The sequence below is a fragment of the Bacillus sp. YH3-2-B2 genome (assembly GCF_053663335.1).
On sequence record NZ_JBSJQE010000003.1, the window covers coordinates 383,458 to 399,373 of the forward strand.

Here is a 15,916-nt window from a genome sequence, read left to right on the forward strand (position 1 = left end):
TAGATTTAAAATGAAGGAAATATGCGGGGTTTTAAACCATGCTTCAGATAAAGTGAGGTACTCTAAGTGAAAACAAACGACAAACCAAAAGCAGTAATTGTAATATTTGGTGCCACAGGGGATTTGGCAAAACGAAAACTTTACCCATCCATTCACCGTTTATATAAAAATGGTCAAATTGGTGAAGAGTTTGCAGTTGTAGGTGTTGGAAGAAGACCTTGGTCAAACGAGGACCTCCGGGAAACGGTTAAAACGTCTGTTTCTTCTGCCGGGCAAAAAGACATAGACGATTTCACATCTCATTTTTATTACCATCCGTTTGATGTAACGAATCCGGGTTCCTATCAGGAGCTGAATGTCCTGCTGGATCAGCTTGAACATACATATGAAATCCCGAACAACAGAATGTTTTACTTGGCGATGGCTCCTGAGTTTTTCGGCACGATCGCAAAATCACTTAAAAACGAAGGTGTCACAGCGACAAATGGCTGGTCCCGTCTCGTCATTGAAAAACCGTTCGGCCATGATCTGCCGAGTGCGAAAGAGCTTAACAAAGAAATACGCGAAGCTTTCACGGAAGATCAAATTTACCGGATCGACCATTACTTAGGCAAACAAATGGTTCAAAATATCGAAGTCATCCGGTTTGCGAATGCGCTGTTTGAGCCGCTGTGGAATAACCGCTACATCTCAAACATCCAGATTACGTCAAGTGAAGATCTCGGCGTTGAAGACCGTGCGAGATATTATGAAAAATCAGGCGCACTCCGTGATATGGTTCAAAACCATATTTTACAAATGGTCGCTCTCTTGGCGATGGAACCGCCGATTAAACTGAACACGGAAGAAATCCGCAGCGAAAAAGTGAAGGTGCTGAGAGCTCTCCGCCCTGTCGCTCCAAACGAAGTGAGTGACTTCTTCGTCCGCGGACAATACCAAGCGGGAAAGATTGACGGAAACGCTGTACCGAGCTATACAGATGAACAAAATGTAGCACCGGATTCCAATACGGAAACATTCGTGTCCGGAAAGCTGTTAATCGATAACTTCCGCTGGGCCGGCGTTCCGTTTTATATCCGCACAGGGAAACGGATGAAAGAAAAATCAACGAAAATCGTCGTTCAATTTAAAGACATTCCGATGAACCTTTATTACGGCAATGAAACGAATGTAAATCCGAACCTGCTTGTCATCCATATTCAGCCGGATGAAGGCATCACACTATATCTGAACGCTAAAAAATTAGGCGGAGCCGCTCATGCTCAGCCGATTAAGCTGGATTACTGCAGCAACTGCAGTGATGAAATGAACACACCGGAAGCCTATGAAAAATTAATCCATGACTGTCTGCTCGGTGATGCGACAAACTTTGCCCATTGGGACGAAGTGGCGCTTTCCTGGAATTTCGTCGATGCGATTTCCGAAACGTGGGCAGCCGACAAAACCCTTTCTCCGAATTATGAAGCCGGGTCAATGGGACCGAAAGCTTCGGACGATCTTCTTGAAAAAGACGGCCTCCACTGGTGGAATATATAAGAAAAAATTAAAAAACCGCGGCGCCGTTCATGACGGCCCGCGGTTTTTAATATCAGGAAAAGCCCCCGCAATCAATGCGGGGGCTTCTTCATTACTTCATCCATTCAGTATGGAAAATGCCTTCTTTATCTGTGCGTTCATACGTATGCGCGCCGAAGTAATCACGCTGCGCTTGAATCAAGTTTGCAGGAAGCACTGCCGTACGGTAGCTGTCGTAATACGCAAGTGCGCTTGAGAACGAAGGTACCGGCACGCCTTGGGCTACGGCAAGTGAAATCACTTGGCGAAGGGCGCCTTGGTAGCTTTCTGCAATGTTTTTGAAGTAGCTGTCTAACAGCAGGTTGTCAAGCTCCGGTTCACGGTCATATGCGTCTTTGATCTTTTGCAGGAACGCCGCGCGGATGATACAGCCGCCGCGGAAGATCATCGCGATTTCACCGTATTTCAGATCCCAGTTATATTCTTCAGACGCGGCTTTCATTTGGGCGAAGCCTTGTGCGTAAGAACAGATTTTACTCATGAAGAGCGCTTTTCTGACCGCTTCAATCAGCTCTTCTTTATTTTCAGTGACCGGCTTAACGTCTGGTCCGGACAGAAGGCCGCTTGCTTTCACACGCTCTTCTTTCATTGCGGAAATGAAACGCGCAAAAACAGATTCAGTGATAATCGGAAGCGGCACGCCTAAGTCAAGAGCGCTTTGGCTTGTCCATTTACCCGTTCCTTTTTGGCCAGCTTTATCAAGGATGACGTCAACAAGCGGTTTGCCCGTTTCTTCATCTTTTTTAGTGAAAATATCAGCCGTGATTTCGATCAGATAGCTGTCAAGCTCTCCTTTGTTCCACTCAGCGAATACTTCGTGAAGCTCTTCGGCAGACAATCCGAGCACCTGTTTCAGAATGAAATATGACTCAGAGATCAGCTGCATGTCACCGTATTCGATACCGTTGTGCACCATTTTTACATAGTGCCCCGCTCCGTCCGGGCCGATGTATGTCGTACAAGCTTCTCCGTCCACTTTAGCAGAAATAGCTTCTAAAATCGGTTTTACGAGTTCGTGCGCTTCCTTTTGGCCGCCCGGCATAATAGAAGGCCCTTTCAGCGCTCCCTCTTCACCGCCTGATACACCCGTTCCGATAAAGTGAATGCCGCTTTCGGCAAGCTCTTTGTTCCGGCGCTGTGTATCTTTATAGTATGTATTTCCGCCGTCAATCAAAATATCGTCTTTTTCCAGATGAGGAAGAAGAGATTGAATCGTCGCATCCGTTGCAGTTCCCGCTTTAACCATTAATAAAATTTTACGGGGTGTTTCAAGAGACTGGACAAACTCCTCAATGCTGTATGTGCCGACAACATTTTTGCCTTTTGCCTCTTCTAAAAACTCTTCCGTTTTGCTGCTTGATCTGTTGTATACAGACACAGAAAATCCCCGGCTTTCGATGTTAAGAGCCAGATTTTTACCCATTACCGCAAGACCGATAACTCCGATTTGTTGTTTTGACATATTCTAACGTCCCTTCTTCAAACGTTTAACCATTTTAAAATTTAAATTAAAATAAAATGATATTTATACTAAAGAAATTATCATACATAACCCCTTTTTTCAAGTTATTCACCTTTTCTTTTCATCCTGAAAAAAGTCTCTGTTAAAGCTCGTTCCCCTTGTTTTGCTTTCTTCTTTTTTTATAACGGCGCCTTTTCTGATCAGGTTTTGGCCGTACTTTTCATTCAGCTCGTTCATCATCTGAAAAATCGGCTCATCCTTTGCGTCCTCCTTGAATGAAAACAGATCAAGCTGTTTATACGCCTGCTGTTTTTCAACCAGTTCCGTCCCGGTGATGCCGAGAAGCCTTACCGGATTTTGGTTCCAGTGCTTGTCAAACAGTTCCATCGCCGCTTCCATGATGTCTTTTTTCTGATCAGCCGGATTGCTGAGGGTCATGCTTCTTGTGACCGTTTTCCAATCCGCATACCGAATCATGATGAACAGCCGGCAGGCCATGACCTCCTTACGCTGGAGCCGTTCGCTCACAGACAGCGCGAGCCGGTCAAACACGCCCGTTAATTCATCCCAGTCAGCCGAATCATGCGACAGGGTGGATGAGTTGCCGACGCTTTTAAATTCATAAATCCGCTCGGGATTGACTTCTGCAGGATGGATGCCGTTCGCTTTATCCTTCAGCCTCGGGCCGTTTATGCCGAGAAGCGTTTTCAGCGCATGTTCATCTCCTTTTGCCAAATCACCGATCGTTTTGATGCCGAGCGTTTTTATTTTTTCCGCAGTTTTCGTTCCTATACCGTGCATCTCTTCTATCGGAAGAGGCCATAAGACGTCCGGCAGCTCTCTTTTTCTTAAAATGGTGATGCCGAGCGGTTTTTTCATGTCAGACGCCATTTTAGCGAGAAATTTATTCGGGGCGATGCCGATGCTTGACGGAAGCAAAAGCTCTTTTTGCAATCTCGCCTGAATGTCTGCGGCTGTCTCATACGCCCTGTGTCTGTGCGGTGTGTCCGTAATATCCATGTATCCTTCATCAATAGAAACAGGCTCGACTAAATCCGTATACTCTCTCAGAATGCTGAACATTTCTTTTGACGAACTCCGGTAGCGGTCAAAATTCGGAGGCACGACGATGAGTTCCGGACAGAGGCGTTTTGCCCGCCACACCGGCATGGTGGTCTTTACGCCCCGCGCTCTCGCTTCGTAGCTGCAGGTGACGATGATTCCTTTCCGTTCCTTCACGTTTCCGGCAACGGCGATGGGTTTTCCTCTTAAAGACGGATCATACGCCATTTCTACAGAGGCATAAAAACTGTTCATATCGATATGAAATATAATTCTCCCTTTTCCGGCCACTCCCGGCGCCTCCTTTCCTTACATAGACAACCTTATATATATGTAGTAAAATAAGAGCTGAATGGATGTGATAAAATGATTCTTGAGTCAATGAATGACTTTTTATTTTTAGTCGATTTTTTCACAATTATTCTTCCCGCTCTGACCGCGATCGGCATCGCTTTTCTTTTGCGTGAGCGCCGCGCAGGCGAGCATTGGAGAACGAAACGAATAGATGAACATCAAGCAGTCGTTCAGCTGAACCGAACAGACTTTCTTATTATTATATATCATCGCATTACAACTTGGATACGTAAAGTCATCCGCATGAATTCACCGGCGAATGATGATGAAGATGTCAGCTTCCTCCTTTTATAACGGCAAGTGAAGATAAAAAGGAGGAGACATAATTGTCTAAAACATATCAAAAATGGATTGCATTCGGATTGTTTTTTATCGTACTGTGCACAGGCCGCTCGGCTTTTGCCGCGACATCTCAGACTCAGACGGGAGGCCTCGGGAATATCGGTTTTTTCCACGATTACCTGATCGAGCCGTTTTCGGCACTTTTAAAAGGGGTGGCGGGCCTGTTCCACGGTGAGTACGGACTGTCGATTATTCTGGTGACGATTATCGTCCGGATCGTTGTATTGCCTTTGTTTGTGAACCAATTTAAGAAACAGCGGGTGTTCCAGGAAAAAATGGCTGTGATCAAACCGCAGGTCGACAGCATCCAGGCTAAAATAAAACAAACGAAAGATGCGGAAAAACAAAAAGAACTGCAAATGGAAATGATGAAGCTTTACCGTGAGCACAATCTGAATCCGATGGCAATGGGATGTCTTCCGATGCTGGTGCAATTCCCGATTTTGATCGGTTTTTATTACGCCATCCGCTCAACGCCGGAAATTGCTTCACACTCATTTCTGTGGTTCAGCTTAGGGCATTCTGATATTCTTGTATCACTGTGCGCGGGGGCCATGTATTTCTTACAGGCTTATATTTCCCAAAAATTAAACCAGAAATATTCACCGGCTGCTCAAAATCCGGCCGCGATGCAGTCAGCAAAAATCATGGTCTTTATTTTCCCTGTCATGATGACCGTTTTTTCGCTTAACGTACCGGCTGCGCTGCCGCTTTACTGGTTTACAAGCGGACTGTTTTTGACAGTGCAGAACGTACTTTTACAGCAGACGCATCATAAAAAGAAACAGGCTGCGGCTCAGGCGGAGCCCGCCAAATCATAATACTGAAACCCTGCCGGAACCTATCCGGCAGGGTTTTTTCTTGTATCTGCGAAGCTTTACGCCAATTATCATGAAGAATGAAAAAAGCACCCAATCAACTGGGTGCTTCGTTTTTAGTTGGCCGCTGTTTCGATAATGGCAACGACCATTTCCGCCGTTTTGACGAGCTCTTCAATCGGCATTTTTTCATTTTTCGTATGGATTTGTTCATAGCCTACTGACAGGTTGACTGTCGGAATGCCGTGGCCGGCAATGACGTTTGCATCACTTCCGCCGCCGCTTGTCTGAAGTTCGCTCGGACGGCCGATTTTTGCCGCTGCTTTTTTCGCGACTTCCACAACCTGATCGCCGTCCTGATATTTGAAACCCGGATACATGACCGCGATGTCCACTTCCGCGCGGCCTCCCATCTCAGCTGCAGCAGATTCGAAAGCTTCTTTCATTTTCTGCACTTGCGCTTCCATTTTTTCAGGCACTAATGAACGCGCTTCAGCCAGAATATCAACCTGGTCGCAGACGATATTGGTTTGCGTGCCGCCTTCGAAACGGCCGATATTAGCCGTTGTTTCTTTATCAATACGGCCGAGCGGCATTTTAGAGATTGCTTTTGATGCGATGGTAATCGCGGAGATGCCTTTTTCCGGTTCCACTCCCGCATGAGCCGTTTTCCCGAAAATGGTTGCTCTCACTTTCGCTTGTGTCGGCGCGGCTACAATAATGTTGCCGACTTTTCCGTCTGAATCAAGCGCAAAACCGTATTTCGCGGTAATGTCTGAACGATCCATTGCTTTTGCCCCGACTAATCCCGATTCTTCTCCGGCCGTGATAATGAATTCAATGGTGCCGTGCTCGATGTTTTGTTCTTTCAGCACTTTAATGGCTTCAAACATTGCGGCAAGACCCGTCTTATCATCGGCGCCGAGAATCGTCGTGCCGTCGGATTTTACATAGCCGTCTTCCACAATCGGCTTAACGCCTTTGCCCGGAACAACCGTGTCCATGTGCGAAGTGAAATAAATCGTATCCGCATCTTTTGTGCCCTTTAACGTACAGATTAAGTTGCCGGCTCCATGCCCGGTCACTTCTTTTGTATCATCTTCTTTTACGCTCAATCCTAAATCAGTGAATTTTTGTTTGAGCACCTTGCTGATTTCCGCTTCATGTTTTGTCTCTGAATCAATTTGAACGAGTTCAAGAAATTCTTCAAGCAGACGTTTTTCGTTTACCATTTTCAGTTCCCTCCGTTTAAAGCGGTATATTACCGTGCTTTTTTTTCGGTCTTTCCTCTTCCTTATGCGCAAGCATGTCAAATGCCTGAATCAATTTTTTCCTCGAGTCTTCCGGCCGGATGATATCATCCACCATTCCGCAGGCAGCCGCTTTATACGGACCGGCGTTTTCCTTTTCGTATATGGCTTTTTTTTCGCGCTTCGTCTTCTCCGGGTCGCCAGAAGCCTGTATGTCTCTGCTGTATAAAATCGACGCCGCGCCTTCCGCTCCCATCACGGCGATTTCCGCATTGGGCCAGGCGAATACAAGATCTGCCCCGAGCCCTTTCGAATTCATGGCGACATAGGCGCCTCCGTAAGCTTTTCTGATGATGAGCGTCACTTTCGGCACCGCCGCTTCGGCAAAAGCATACAGCAATTTTGCTCCGTGACGGATGATTCCCGCATGTTCCTGCTGAAGGCCCGGAAGAAATCCCGGAACATCAGCGATCGTCAATAGCGGAATATGAAACGCGTCGCAAAAACGGATGAATCTCGACGCTTTGTCAGCGGCATCAATCGTGAGGCTCCCCGCCAAGTGTTTCGGCTGGTTTGCGACAACACCGACTGTACGCCGTCCGAGTTTCAGAAAACCGACAGCAATGTTTTTGGCAAAATACGGCTGAATGTCAAAAAACGTTCCGTCATCCGCCAGCTCTTTTATTACCTGTAACACATCGTAAGGTTTCGAACTGTCCGCGGGAACGAGGGTGTTTAATAACGGTCTGGCGTCTTCCTTTTTAACGGGTAATGCCGTCTGTCCGCCGTGCGGGAGATAAGAAAGCAGGGTTTTCACAGCGGAAAGTGCCTCTTTTTCCGTTCGTGCGGAATAGTGGGCATTTCCGCTTATCACATTATGTATTCCCGCACCGCCTAAACTTTCCGCGTCAATCTGTTCACCCGTCACCTGTTCAATGACTTTCGGGCCTGTAATAAACATGTGCGACGTATGTTCCGCCATAATCACAAAATCCGTCAAAGCGGGTGAATAAACAGCACCGCCGGCACAGGGCCCAAGGATGACAGAAATTTGCGGAATCACTCCCGAGTAAAGGACGTTGCGCCTAAAGATATGACCGTATCCATTTAATGATACCACACCCTCTTGAATTCTCGCACCACCTGAGTCGTTCAGCCCGATGATCGGGGTTTTGTTTTTCGCCGCCAGATCCATTACCGCCGCGATTTTTTCCGCATGTGTCTCGCCGAGCGTCCCGCCGAGTACGGTAAAGTCATGGGCAAACAAATACACGGGCCGTCCGTCAATTGTGCCGTATCCGGTAACAACGCCGTCTCCCGGAGCATTCTGGCACCCGGGCGTGCGGCTTTTGGCAAACGGCTGCAGCTCTGAAAAACTGTCTTCGTCCAATAGATAGTCAATTCTTTCTCTTGCCGTCAGCTTGCCTTTTTTGTGCTGTTTTTCATTTTTTTCCGCTCCGCCGCCGTTTGTTAAAAAGGAACGTCTTTCGTTTAAGTGTCTGATATGATCACTCATGCTCATCTTGAGTTTCTCCTTTTTCAATTGTTTCACAAAGCTCAATCAGGACCCCGTTCGCCTCTTTTGGAGAGAGAAATGCGATCTTCTTCCCGCCCGCTCCGTTTTGCGGTTCATGATGAATCAAGGTCATGCGGCATGATTCAAGCTCCTTGATCGTTTCCTTCATATCGGCGCAGCGGAATGCCAAATGATGCAGCCCTTCGCCTCTTTTCTGTAAAAAAGAGCTGACGGGAGACGCGTCCGACAGCGGCTCAATCAGCTCAAGCTTTGTGCCTCCCGCTTCTAAAAAAGCAACTCTCACATTTTGGCCGTTTACCAGCTCGTCTCCCATATACGTAAGCCCGAGCATCCGTTCGTAAAATTCTCTCGCGGCTTCAATAGAGCTGACGGCAATGCCGACATGATCAAGTTTTTTCATAGCGCGGCCACCTGCTTTCCGCCATAGGATATGGCTTGTTCATACAAGCAAAACACGTTAAAATGGTAGACAGTAATCTTAAGGAGTGAAACAATGTCTCAAAAATTTATGAAAAGCGCCGTCATCGTCATTTTGGGCGTATTTATACTTTCAACCCTCCTCTCAGGCATTATGATGTATTTGCGGTAAAAAAGCAGGCGCCTCATTGCAAGGGGGTTTCCTGCTTTTTTATGAGGGCTTTCCGCTCTATTGCAATGTCCTCGAATGAGCGGTTTTCTTTTGTAATCAATACTTTCGTTCCGGGAGGGATAATCCGGAAAATACGGATGACATCCCGGTTTTTCATACGGATGCAGCCGTTTGATACAAACCCCCCGATCAGCTCTTCTCTGTTTGTTCCGTGAATGCCGTATATTCTGCCGTCGGTGCCTTTCGCATCAAAACCGATCCAGCGGACGCCGAGCGGGTTTTCCGGCGCGCCTCCCTCTACATTTTTCTTCCGGTAATACGGATTGACGGCTTTGACCGTTACCGTAAATTCTCCTTCAGGCGTCAAATCATCCGTTTTTCCCGTCGCTACCTGATAAATGCCTTCTATTCGGTTATCCTTCACAACAGCAAGCGCGTTTGTGGCTTTATTGACGATAATATAAGGGTCACCCGGCAAAGGGTTCGCGCCAAGCGGCCAAAGCGGAGACAGCAGCAGGGCGGCTGACAATAAAAAAAATCGCATGGGCTCCCCTCCTTTTTTCATTAGAATGACCAATGAAAGGAGGACTCATGCGATTGATCCATATGTTTTTTACAGCTTGATGCCTTTGAAATAACTTTTAATCACGAGATATTGTTCCATCTCACCGAGGAGGTGGAACAAAGCCGCCCGCGCTTCAAACTCCTCGCGCGTTGCCGGGAGCGGCATTTCTTCAAATTCCGTTCTCATTTCTGCAAGTCTTTTTAAAAATTTATGAGCGGTATTGCCGGGATGAATGGCTTCCCTTAATTCATGGATGAAATGGGCGATTATTTTTCCCTGCTCCACCGTTATTGAAATAGAGGTAATCTTCGGCAGCAGCCGTTCAATGATTTCAAATTGTTTCTGTCTCATCTTAAAATAATGATAGTAGAGATTTTCATGGCGCAAAATATGATTCTGCACGTCCCGATAGGCGAGGTTTTTCGCCTCTTGAATCATCTGATGCGTCTCCGGTATTTCCTTCCCCGTCCAATCTTGCTCACCAGTTAACAAATACCGTTCGATTTCGGCGAAGATGACGGAAAAGTTGTCCTCGATTTTTTTCCTGTACGCCGCGAGTTTTCTGTCGAGGCTCGGCATATACAGATTCATTAACAGCGCGACGCCGATACCTACGGTGATCAGCTGGAACTCATTCCAGATAAACGCCATCGTAATGCCGCCGGACATATATAAATGAAGAATGATTACTGAACTGGTGACGATCCCTTCATTTATTTTTAAAACGACTGTAGTCGGAATGAACAGCACCAGCAATATTCCGATCGCAAACGGATAATAGCCGATCAGTCCGAAAAAGACATATGAGAAGACGATCGCCAATAAACAGGCGGCAAATCGGGCCCACGAGGCCTGAAGCGACCGCTTTTGCGTAATCTGGATGCACAATATGGTGATGATTCCTGCGGATGCGAAGTTTTGCAGATGCAACAGCTGGGCTAAATAAATGGCCAGCGCCGTTCCAAGTGCGGTCTTTAGTGTCCGGTAACCGATTTTAAACATTGCTTGCTCCATTCTGTTTGTTTCTTTCTCAAAAAAAAGAAGAAGAGCATTCTTCTTCTTTTCTTACAGTTATATTTTATAATATTTTTTCTAAAAAGTCCTGTGCTCTTTTTGACTTCGGAGAAAGAAAAAATTCTTCCGGCTGACCGTCTTCCACGATCGTCCCTTCATCCATAAATAATACGCGGTCTGCGACTTCTTTGGCAAATCCCATTTCGTGCGTGACGATCACCATCGTCATGCCCGTCTGCGCGAGCTCTTTCATCACCTCAAGGACTTCTTTGACCATTTCCGGGTCAAGGGCTGAGGTCGGTTCATCAAACAGCATGATGTCAGGATTCATGGCAAGCGCCCGCGCGATGGCGACCCGCTGCTTCTGTCCGCCTGACAAACGGTTCGGATAGTCGTTCCGTTTGTCAAGCAATCCGACTTTTTCAAGGAGAGCGCACGCCTTTTCCTCCGCCTCCTTTTTAGACTCTTTCTTCACGCTGACCGGCGCGTATGTGATATTTTCAAGCACCGTTTTATGAGGAAACAAATGAAAATGCTGAAATACCATGCCGATATTTTCCCGCACTTTCAGTTTATTCGTTTTAGCTGCGGTGATTTCGTTTTCTTTAATGGCAATCGTTCCGCCGCTCGGGGTTTCCAGCAGATTTAAACAGCGCAGAAACGTTGATTTGCCGGAACCGGAAGGGCCGATGACAGCGACGACTTCCCCTTCTTCGATCTGTGTTGAAATGTTTTTCAGTACTTCATGTTTCCCGAATGATTTTGACAGGTTATCGACCTTAATCATTGGCTTTCAGCTTCCTTTCTACGCCTTTTCCGATGAATGCTAAGATCAAAACGAGCACGTAATAGATTAAGCCCGCCACAATAAGAGGTTCTAAATAGTTGTATGTTGCGGCGCCGGACTGGTAGGCCCGTCTCATAATGTCTCCGAGACCGATTACCGTGACGATCGCCGATTCTTTCGTCAAGGTGATTAATTCGTTAATAATAGCCGGAGAAATGTTTTTAAACGCCTGCGGCAGCAGCAGATCTTTCATCATTTTACCGTACGGCACGCCGAGAGCGACGGCAGCCTCTTTTTGTCCTTTGTCAATTGCGTTGATTCCCGCTCTGATAATTTCAGAGACGTAAGCGGCTGAATTGAGCGATAATGCGGTGACCGCCGCCCAAAATTGATCGATCTGAAAGCCGAGAAGCTGCGGCATACCGAAATAGATGATCATCAGCTGCAGCACGAGCGGCGTGCCGCGGAATATCGAAGTATAAAAATCCGCAATCCATTTCAGCGGACTGATCATGCTGATTTTAAATAAGCTGAGCACGATTCCTAATACAAGACCGATGACCGCTGAAACGAGCACAATTTTTAATGTGACCGCAAGGCCTTCCAATATAAAAGGAATTTGGGGGATTGTCGCTGAGAAATCCAAATTCATACGTGTGATCTCCTTTGTCTTTATTCAAGATAAAAAGCTCAACGAAAAGTTGAGCTTTCTTTTATTTCTCGTTGGTGAACCATTTTTTCTTCAGTTTTTCGATTTCTCCGTTTTTCTCCATTTCTTTCAGCGCTTTGTTAAACTTCGCTGTCAGATCACTGTCTTTGCGGAACGCAATCGCGGAGCCCGATTCGTCTGATTTCGCATCTGCTGACGCAAAGCCCTGCAGATCGTTATTTGAACTGAAATAGCCTTGTGCTACGATGTCTTCGATAATCGCGGCATCAAAACGCCCGGATTTGATCTCTTCCGTTAAGTCTGAGATCCGGTTGCGGTCTTCGAGCTGAAAACCGTATTTCGAAGCGAGCTTCTTGCCTTTTTCCTCTTGAATGGAGCCGAGCTGAACACCGACGGTTTTGCCTTTCAGATCATTCAGGGATTTAATGCTGCTTCCCTTTTTCGTAACGATCATATTGTTAGCAGTATAATAAATATCAGAAAAATCAACTTGCTTTTTCCGTTCCGGCGTAGGTGTCATTCCAGATAAAATCATATCTACCTGCTTGGACTTCAAGGCTGTAATCAGGCTGTTGAAGTCCATGTCCTGCACCTCAACGTCATAGCCGGTCTTTTTGCCCAGAGCTTTTGCCAGATCAACGTCAAACCCGGTGATCTGATCGCCGTCTTTATATTCAAATGGTTTATAGTCAGCCGATGTACCCATAATCAGCTTGTTCTTTCCGCCCTCTGAGCCTGAATTGCCTGATCCGCAGGCGGACAGCGCAAAGGTGATACATGCGGCAGCTAATACCAACAGCCATTTCTTCATGATTCATTTCCCCCATATCTACTGATCTCTTAAATTTGAATATTTATTCGTTAACTTGTATTTTAAACACTTTTTAATTGTGATGCAATACTATTTTTGAAAAATATATTTTCCTTTCTGTGTTTATTATAGTCATTGTTTTTCCGATTAGTGACAGCTGAATGCCGGTGTATAAATATTTATATTTATACAGTTTCCATATAAAAAACCCCGGAAGCGCTCGGCTCCGGGGTTTTTCTTTCACTTATACTTCTTCACAATATTCTTCAAATGCTTCCTGCAGTTTTGTGACGACGGCCATCGGCTCATGGCCTTCAATTTCATGGCGTTCCACCATTTTCATGATTTTCCCGTCTTTTAAAATGGCAAATGACGGAGAGGACGGCGGATAGCCTTCAAAGTATTCTCTCGCTTTGGCTGTCGCTTCTTTATCCTGTCCGGCAAATACCGTCACAAGCTGATCCGGGCGTTTATCGTAATGTACGGAATGGTACGCGGCAGGCCGTGCAATACCGCCTGCGCATCCGCACACAGAGTTGACCATAACGAGTGTCGTTCCTTTTTTCGAAAGCGCTTCGTCCACTTCCTCAGCGGTTTTCAGCTCTGTATACCCGGCGGCCGTGATTTCCTGGCGGGCTTGACGCACAACATCATTCATAAATAAATTAAAATCCATATTCAACTGGGACCTCTCCTTTTTGATCATCTCTTCTTATGATAGCAAGGAACCTCCCTATCGGCAAATGACACCGCTCATATCCAATTGTTTTGTCCCTTTTATGTACCCGATGTAAGTTTATGACCTTTTAAAAACGGGAAACTTGTTAAAGAGATTGTCTGAAATAAAGGAGCAGTCGTATGAGCCAACGGAAAGCAGTATTAATTTATAACGGAAACGCCGGTCAAAAACAGATTGATAAAACGCTCGGCACGGTCGTCCCCATTTTGGCCCAGTCAGCTGACGAACTTTTGATTAAACCGACCAAACATCAGGATGATGCCCGTCAGTATTGTGAAAACCTCGACAGTTCAGTTGACCATTTATATATTTTAGGCGGAGACGGCACTGTGCATCAATGCATCAACAGCATCAGCAAGCTTGATCACAGGCCCGCTGTCGGCATTTTGCCGGGAGGAACGTGCAACGATTTCTCACGGGCGCTCGGCATCCCGCAAAACCTTCAAAAGGCCGCTGATGCGCTCGCGTCCGGACATAAACGAATGATTGACGTCTGTAAAACGGATGACGGCTATTTTCTGAACTTTTGGGGCATCGGATTGATCACCGAAGCATCAAGCCATATCAATGAAACTGAAAAAGCATGGCTCGGTAAAATCAGCTACTTCACGAGCGCCTTGCGAACGATGACAAGCGCGAACCCGTTTCCTGTCAAATTGACGATTGACGGCGAGGTGAAAGAAGACGAAGCCGTAATGGTGCTTGTCATGAACGGGCATTATATCGGGACAAACAGAGTTCCCCTGCCTGATGCCAGCCTCCGGGACGGCTTAGCCGATGTGTTAATCTGCCGCAACACAAGCCTTGCCGCGTTGCGGGAGCTGATGACGATGGAGCAGGGTTCATTTGATGATTTCAAAGGGGAGCTGTCCTATATTCAGGCCTCCAGGATTGAAATCGAAACCGGACGTGAAATGGACGCGGATACAGATGGCGAGGTATACGGAACAACGCCTTGTACGATCGAAGTGAAAAAACATCATCTCACTATGCTTGTTCCCGAGGATTCACAACGAAAATAAAAAAGCTCCTTTTGCCGCCCGGGCAAAAGGAGTTTTTTTAATAGACGGAAGTATGTTCGTCAATGTTTTCTAAGATTTCTTTGACGCGTCCGAGGAATCGGCCGCATACGAGCCCGTCAAGCACTCTGTGATCTAAAGACAGGCAAAGATTAACCATATCACGCACTGCGATCATCCCGTTATTCATGACAACCGGACGTTTGACGATTGATTCTACCTGAAGAATGGCCGCCTGCGGATGGTTGATAATGCCCATAGATTGAACTGAGCCGAAAGATCCCGTGTTATTGACGGTAAATGTGCCGCCCTGCATATCTTCCGCGGTAAGTTTTCCGTTTCTCACTTTTTTCGCAAGGTCCGTTATTTCTCTGGCTATGCCTTTAATCGTTTTTTCATCAGCATGCTTAATAACCGGAACAAACAGCGAATCTTCCGTGGCAACGGCAATGGAGATGTTGATGTCTTTCTTTTGGACGATTTTGTCTCCCGCCCACATGCTGTTCATCTGCGGGAACTCTTTGAGAGCCTGCGCCGCCGCTTTTACAAAGAAAGCGAAAAATGTTAAATTGAAGCCTTCTTTCTGTTTAAATGAGTCTTTTATCCTGTTTCTGTACGCCGTCATGTTCGTGACGTCGACTTCCATCATCGTCCAGGCGTGCGGAATTTCTGTTTTGCTTTTATGCATATTGGCGGCGATGGCTTTTCTGACGCCTGTAACCGGAATTTCAATATCACCGGCTGACAGAGCTGGTGCCGGCGCTTGTTTTTGCTGTTGTTTCGGCGCTTGTTGCGTTGTTTGAACGGCAGCCGGCGCCGGTGCTTCCGACTTCTGCTGCATTCCCGAATCAATGATCTTTTGAATGTCTTTTCGCGTAATTCTTCCGCCTGCGCCCGTTCCTTCAACTTCTTCAAGCTGAATGCCGTGTTCTCCCGCTAATCTGAGCACGGCCGGCGAATAACGCGCTTTATTTGACTGGTCTTTACCTTTACGGTTTGCATCGGTGTCTGAAGGGGTATTCTGCTCTTCTTCCCACTTCGGCGCCTCTTCGGTTTCCGTTTCTTCCGTTTCAATTTTGCAGATGATCTCGCCGACTGTAAGAGTCTGGCCTTCTTCTCCTACAAGTTCTGTAATCGTACCGGTAAAAGAAGACGGCACCTCCGCATTCACTTTATCCGTCATGACCTCCGCAATGGGGTCATATTTATTCACTTGATCACCGGGGGATACCAGCCACTTGCTGATCGTCCCTTCCGTCACGCTCTCTCCGAGCTGAGGCATAGCCATTTGTTCAATCGCCATGTCAAAAACCTCCTTACGT

At 46.6% G+C, this 15,916-nt stretch carries 17 protein-coding genes; 5 read left to right on the forward strand and 12 right to left on the reverse strand.

Annotated features, from left to right (window positions below):
- Positions 1–66 precede the first annotated feature (66 nt).
- A complete protein-coding gene (gene zwf / locus ACWJJX_RS11945; RefSeq protein ID WP_053573216.1) occupies positions 67–1,536 on the forward strand; it encodes a glucose-6-phosphate dehydrogenase in 1,470 nt (489 codons plus the stop codon).
- Between the two features lie 91 nt (positions 1,537–1,627).
- On the opposite strand, the gene gndA is transcribed toward zwf, so the two are convergent.
- The gene (gene gndA, locus ACWJJX_RS11950) at positions 1,628–3,037 is read right to left on the reverse strand and encodes an NADP-dependent phosphogluconate dehydrogenase (protein WP_003153241.1); all 1,410 of its coding nucleotides are present in this window, start codon (positions 3,035–3,037) and stop codon (positions 1,628–1,630) included.
- Between the two features lie 108 nt (positions 3,038–3,145).
- The gene (locus tag ACWJJX_RS11955) at positions 3,146–4,390 is read right to left on the reverse strand and encodes a DNA polymerase IV (protein ID WP_003153240.1); all 1,245 of its coding nucleotides are present in this window, start codon (positions 4,388–4,390) and stop codon (positions 3,146–3,148) included.
- 75 nt (positions 4,391–4,465) lie between these two features.
- On the opposite strand from ACWJJX_RS11955, the gene ACWJJX_RS11960 reads away from it, so the two are divergent.
- Complete coding sequence (locus ACWJJX_RS11960; RefSeq protein WP_003153239.1) at positions 4,466–4,747, forward strand: hypothetical protein; 282 nt, start codon at positions 4,466–4,468, stop codon at positions 4,745–4,747.
- Between the two features lie 32 nt (positions 4,748–4,779).
- Positions 4,780–5,616, forward strand: coding sequence for a membrane protein insertase YidC (locus ACWJJX_RS11965; RefSeq protein ID WP_076851362.1), 837 nt, complete (start codon positions 4,780–4,782; stop codon positions 5,614–5,616).
- A gap of 113 nt (positions 5,617–5,729) precedes the next feature.
- Here ACWJJX_RS11965 and ACWJJX_RS11970 read toward each other — a convergent pair whose 3' ends face one another.
- Genes ACWJJX_RS11970 through mce form a run of 3 tightly spaced genes read right to left on the reverse strand, consistent with a single transcriptional unit; the run spans position 5,730 to position 8,800 of the window.
- Positions 5,730–6,845, reverse strand: coding sequence for a tripeptidase T (locus tag ACWJJX_RS11970; protein WP_003153237.1), 1,116 nt, complete (start codon positions 6,843–6,845; stop codon positions 5,730–5,732).
- Between the two features lie 16 nt (positions 6,846–6,861).
- A complete protein-coding gene (locus tag ACWJJX_RS11975; protein ID WP_373871227.1) occupies positions 6,862–8,385 on the reverse strand; it encodes an acyl-CoA carboxylase subunit beta in 1,524 nt (507 codons plus the stop codon).
- On the reverse strand, positions 8,372–8,800 hold the full coding sequence (mce, locus tag ACWJJX_RS11980; RefSeq protein ID WP_454023002.1) for a methylmalonyl-CoA epimerase: 429 nt from the start codon (positions 8,798–8,800) through the stop codon (positions 8,372–8,374). Before mce ends, ACWJJX_RS11975 begins: the two co-directional genes overlap by 14 nt.
- 93 nt (positions 8,801–8,893) lie before the next feature.
- On the opposite strand from mce, the gene prli42 reads away from it, so the two are divergent.
- Positions 8,894–8,989 carry a stressosome-associated protein Prli42 gene (gene prli42 / locus ACWJJX_RS11985; RefSeq protein ID WP_007408390.1) on the forward strand — a complete coding sequence of 32 codons (96 nt, stop codon included), beginning with the start codon at positions 8,894–8,896 and terminating at the stop codon, positions 8,987–8,989.
- Between the two features lie 13 nt (positions 8,990–9,002).
- On the opposite strand, the gene ACWJJX_RS11990 is transcribed toward prli42, so the two are convergent.
- From ACWJJX_RS11990 to brxB, 6 genes are all read right to left on the reverse strand, one after another.
- Positions 9,003–9,533, reverse strand: coding sequence for a L,D-transpeptidase (locus tag ACWJJX_RS11990; RefSeq protein WP_003153233.1), 531 nt, complete (start codon positions 9,531–9,533; stop codon positions 9,003–9,005).
- Between the two features lie 69 nt (positions 9,534–9,602).
- A complete protein-coding gene (locus ACWJJX_RS11995; protein ID WP_003153231.1) occupies positions 9,603–10,556 on the reverse strand; it encodes an aromatic acid exporter family protein in 954 nt (317 codons plus the stop codon).
- Positions 10,557–10,632: 76 nt separating this feature from the next.
- Positions 10,633–11,355, reverse strand: a complete 723-nt coding sequence (locus ACWJJX_RS12000; RefSeq protein ID WP_003153229.1) for an amino acid ABC transporter ATP-binding protein — start codon at positions 11,353–11,355, stop codon at positions 10,633–10,635.
- Complete coding sequence (locus ACWJJX_RS12005) at positions 11,348–12,007, reverse strand: amino acid ABC transporter permease (RefSeq protein WP_069473495.1); 660 nt, start codon at positions 12,005–12,007, stop codon at positions 11,348–11,350. Before ACWJJX_RS12005 ends, ACWJJX_RS12000 begins: the two co-directional genes overlap by 8 nt.
- A gap of 61 nt (positions 12,008–12,068) precedes the next feature.
- Positions 12,069–12,836 (reverse strand): transporter substrate-binding domain-containing protein, encoded by a 768-nt coding sequence (locus ACWJJX_RS12010; RefSeq protein ID WP_003153224.1) that lies wholly within the window; start codon positions 12,834–12,836, stop codon positions 12,069–12,071.
- Between the two features lie 244 nt (positions 12,837–13,080).
- Positions 13,081–13,518: a bacilliredoxin BrxB gene (gene brxB, locus ACWJJX_RS12015; protein ID WP_003153223.1), complete on the reverse strand. Its 438-nt coding sequence runs from the start codon at positions 13,516–13,518 to the stop codon at positions 13,081–13,083.
- Positions 13,519–13,694: 176 nt separating this feature from the next.
- Between brxB and ACWJJX_RS12020 the strand changes: the two genes are divergently transcribed.
- Complete coding sequence (locus ACWJJX_RS12020; protein WP_073981941.1) at positions 13,695–14,597, forward strand: YegS/Rv2252/BmrU family lipid kinase; 903 nt, start codon at positions 13,695–13,697, stop codon at positions 14,595–14,597.
- Positions 14,598–14,634: 37 nt separating this feature from the next.
- On the opposite strand, the gene ACWJJX_RS12025 is transcribed toward ACWJJX_RS12020, so the two are convergent.
- Positions 14,635–15,897: a dihydrolipoamide acetyltransferase family protein gene (locus tag ACWJJX_RS12025; RefSeq protein WP_454023003.1), complete on the reverse strand. Its 1,263-nt coding sequence runs from the start codon at positions 15,895–15,897 to the stop codon at positions 14,635–14,637.
- Positions 15,898–15,916 lie beyond the last annotated feature (19 nt).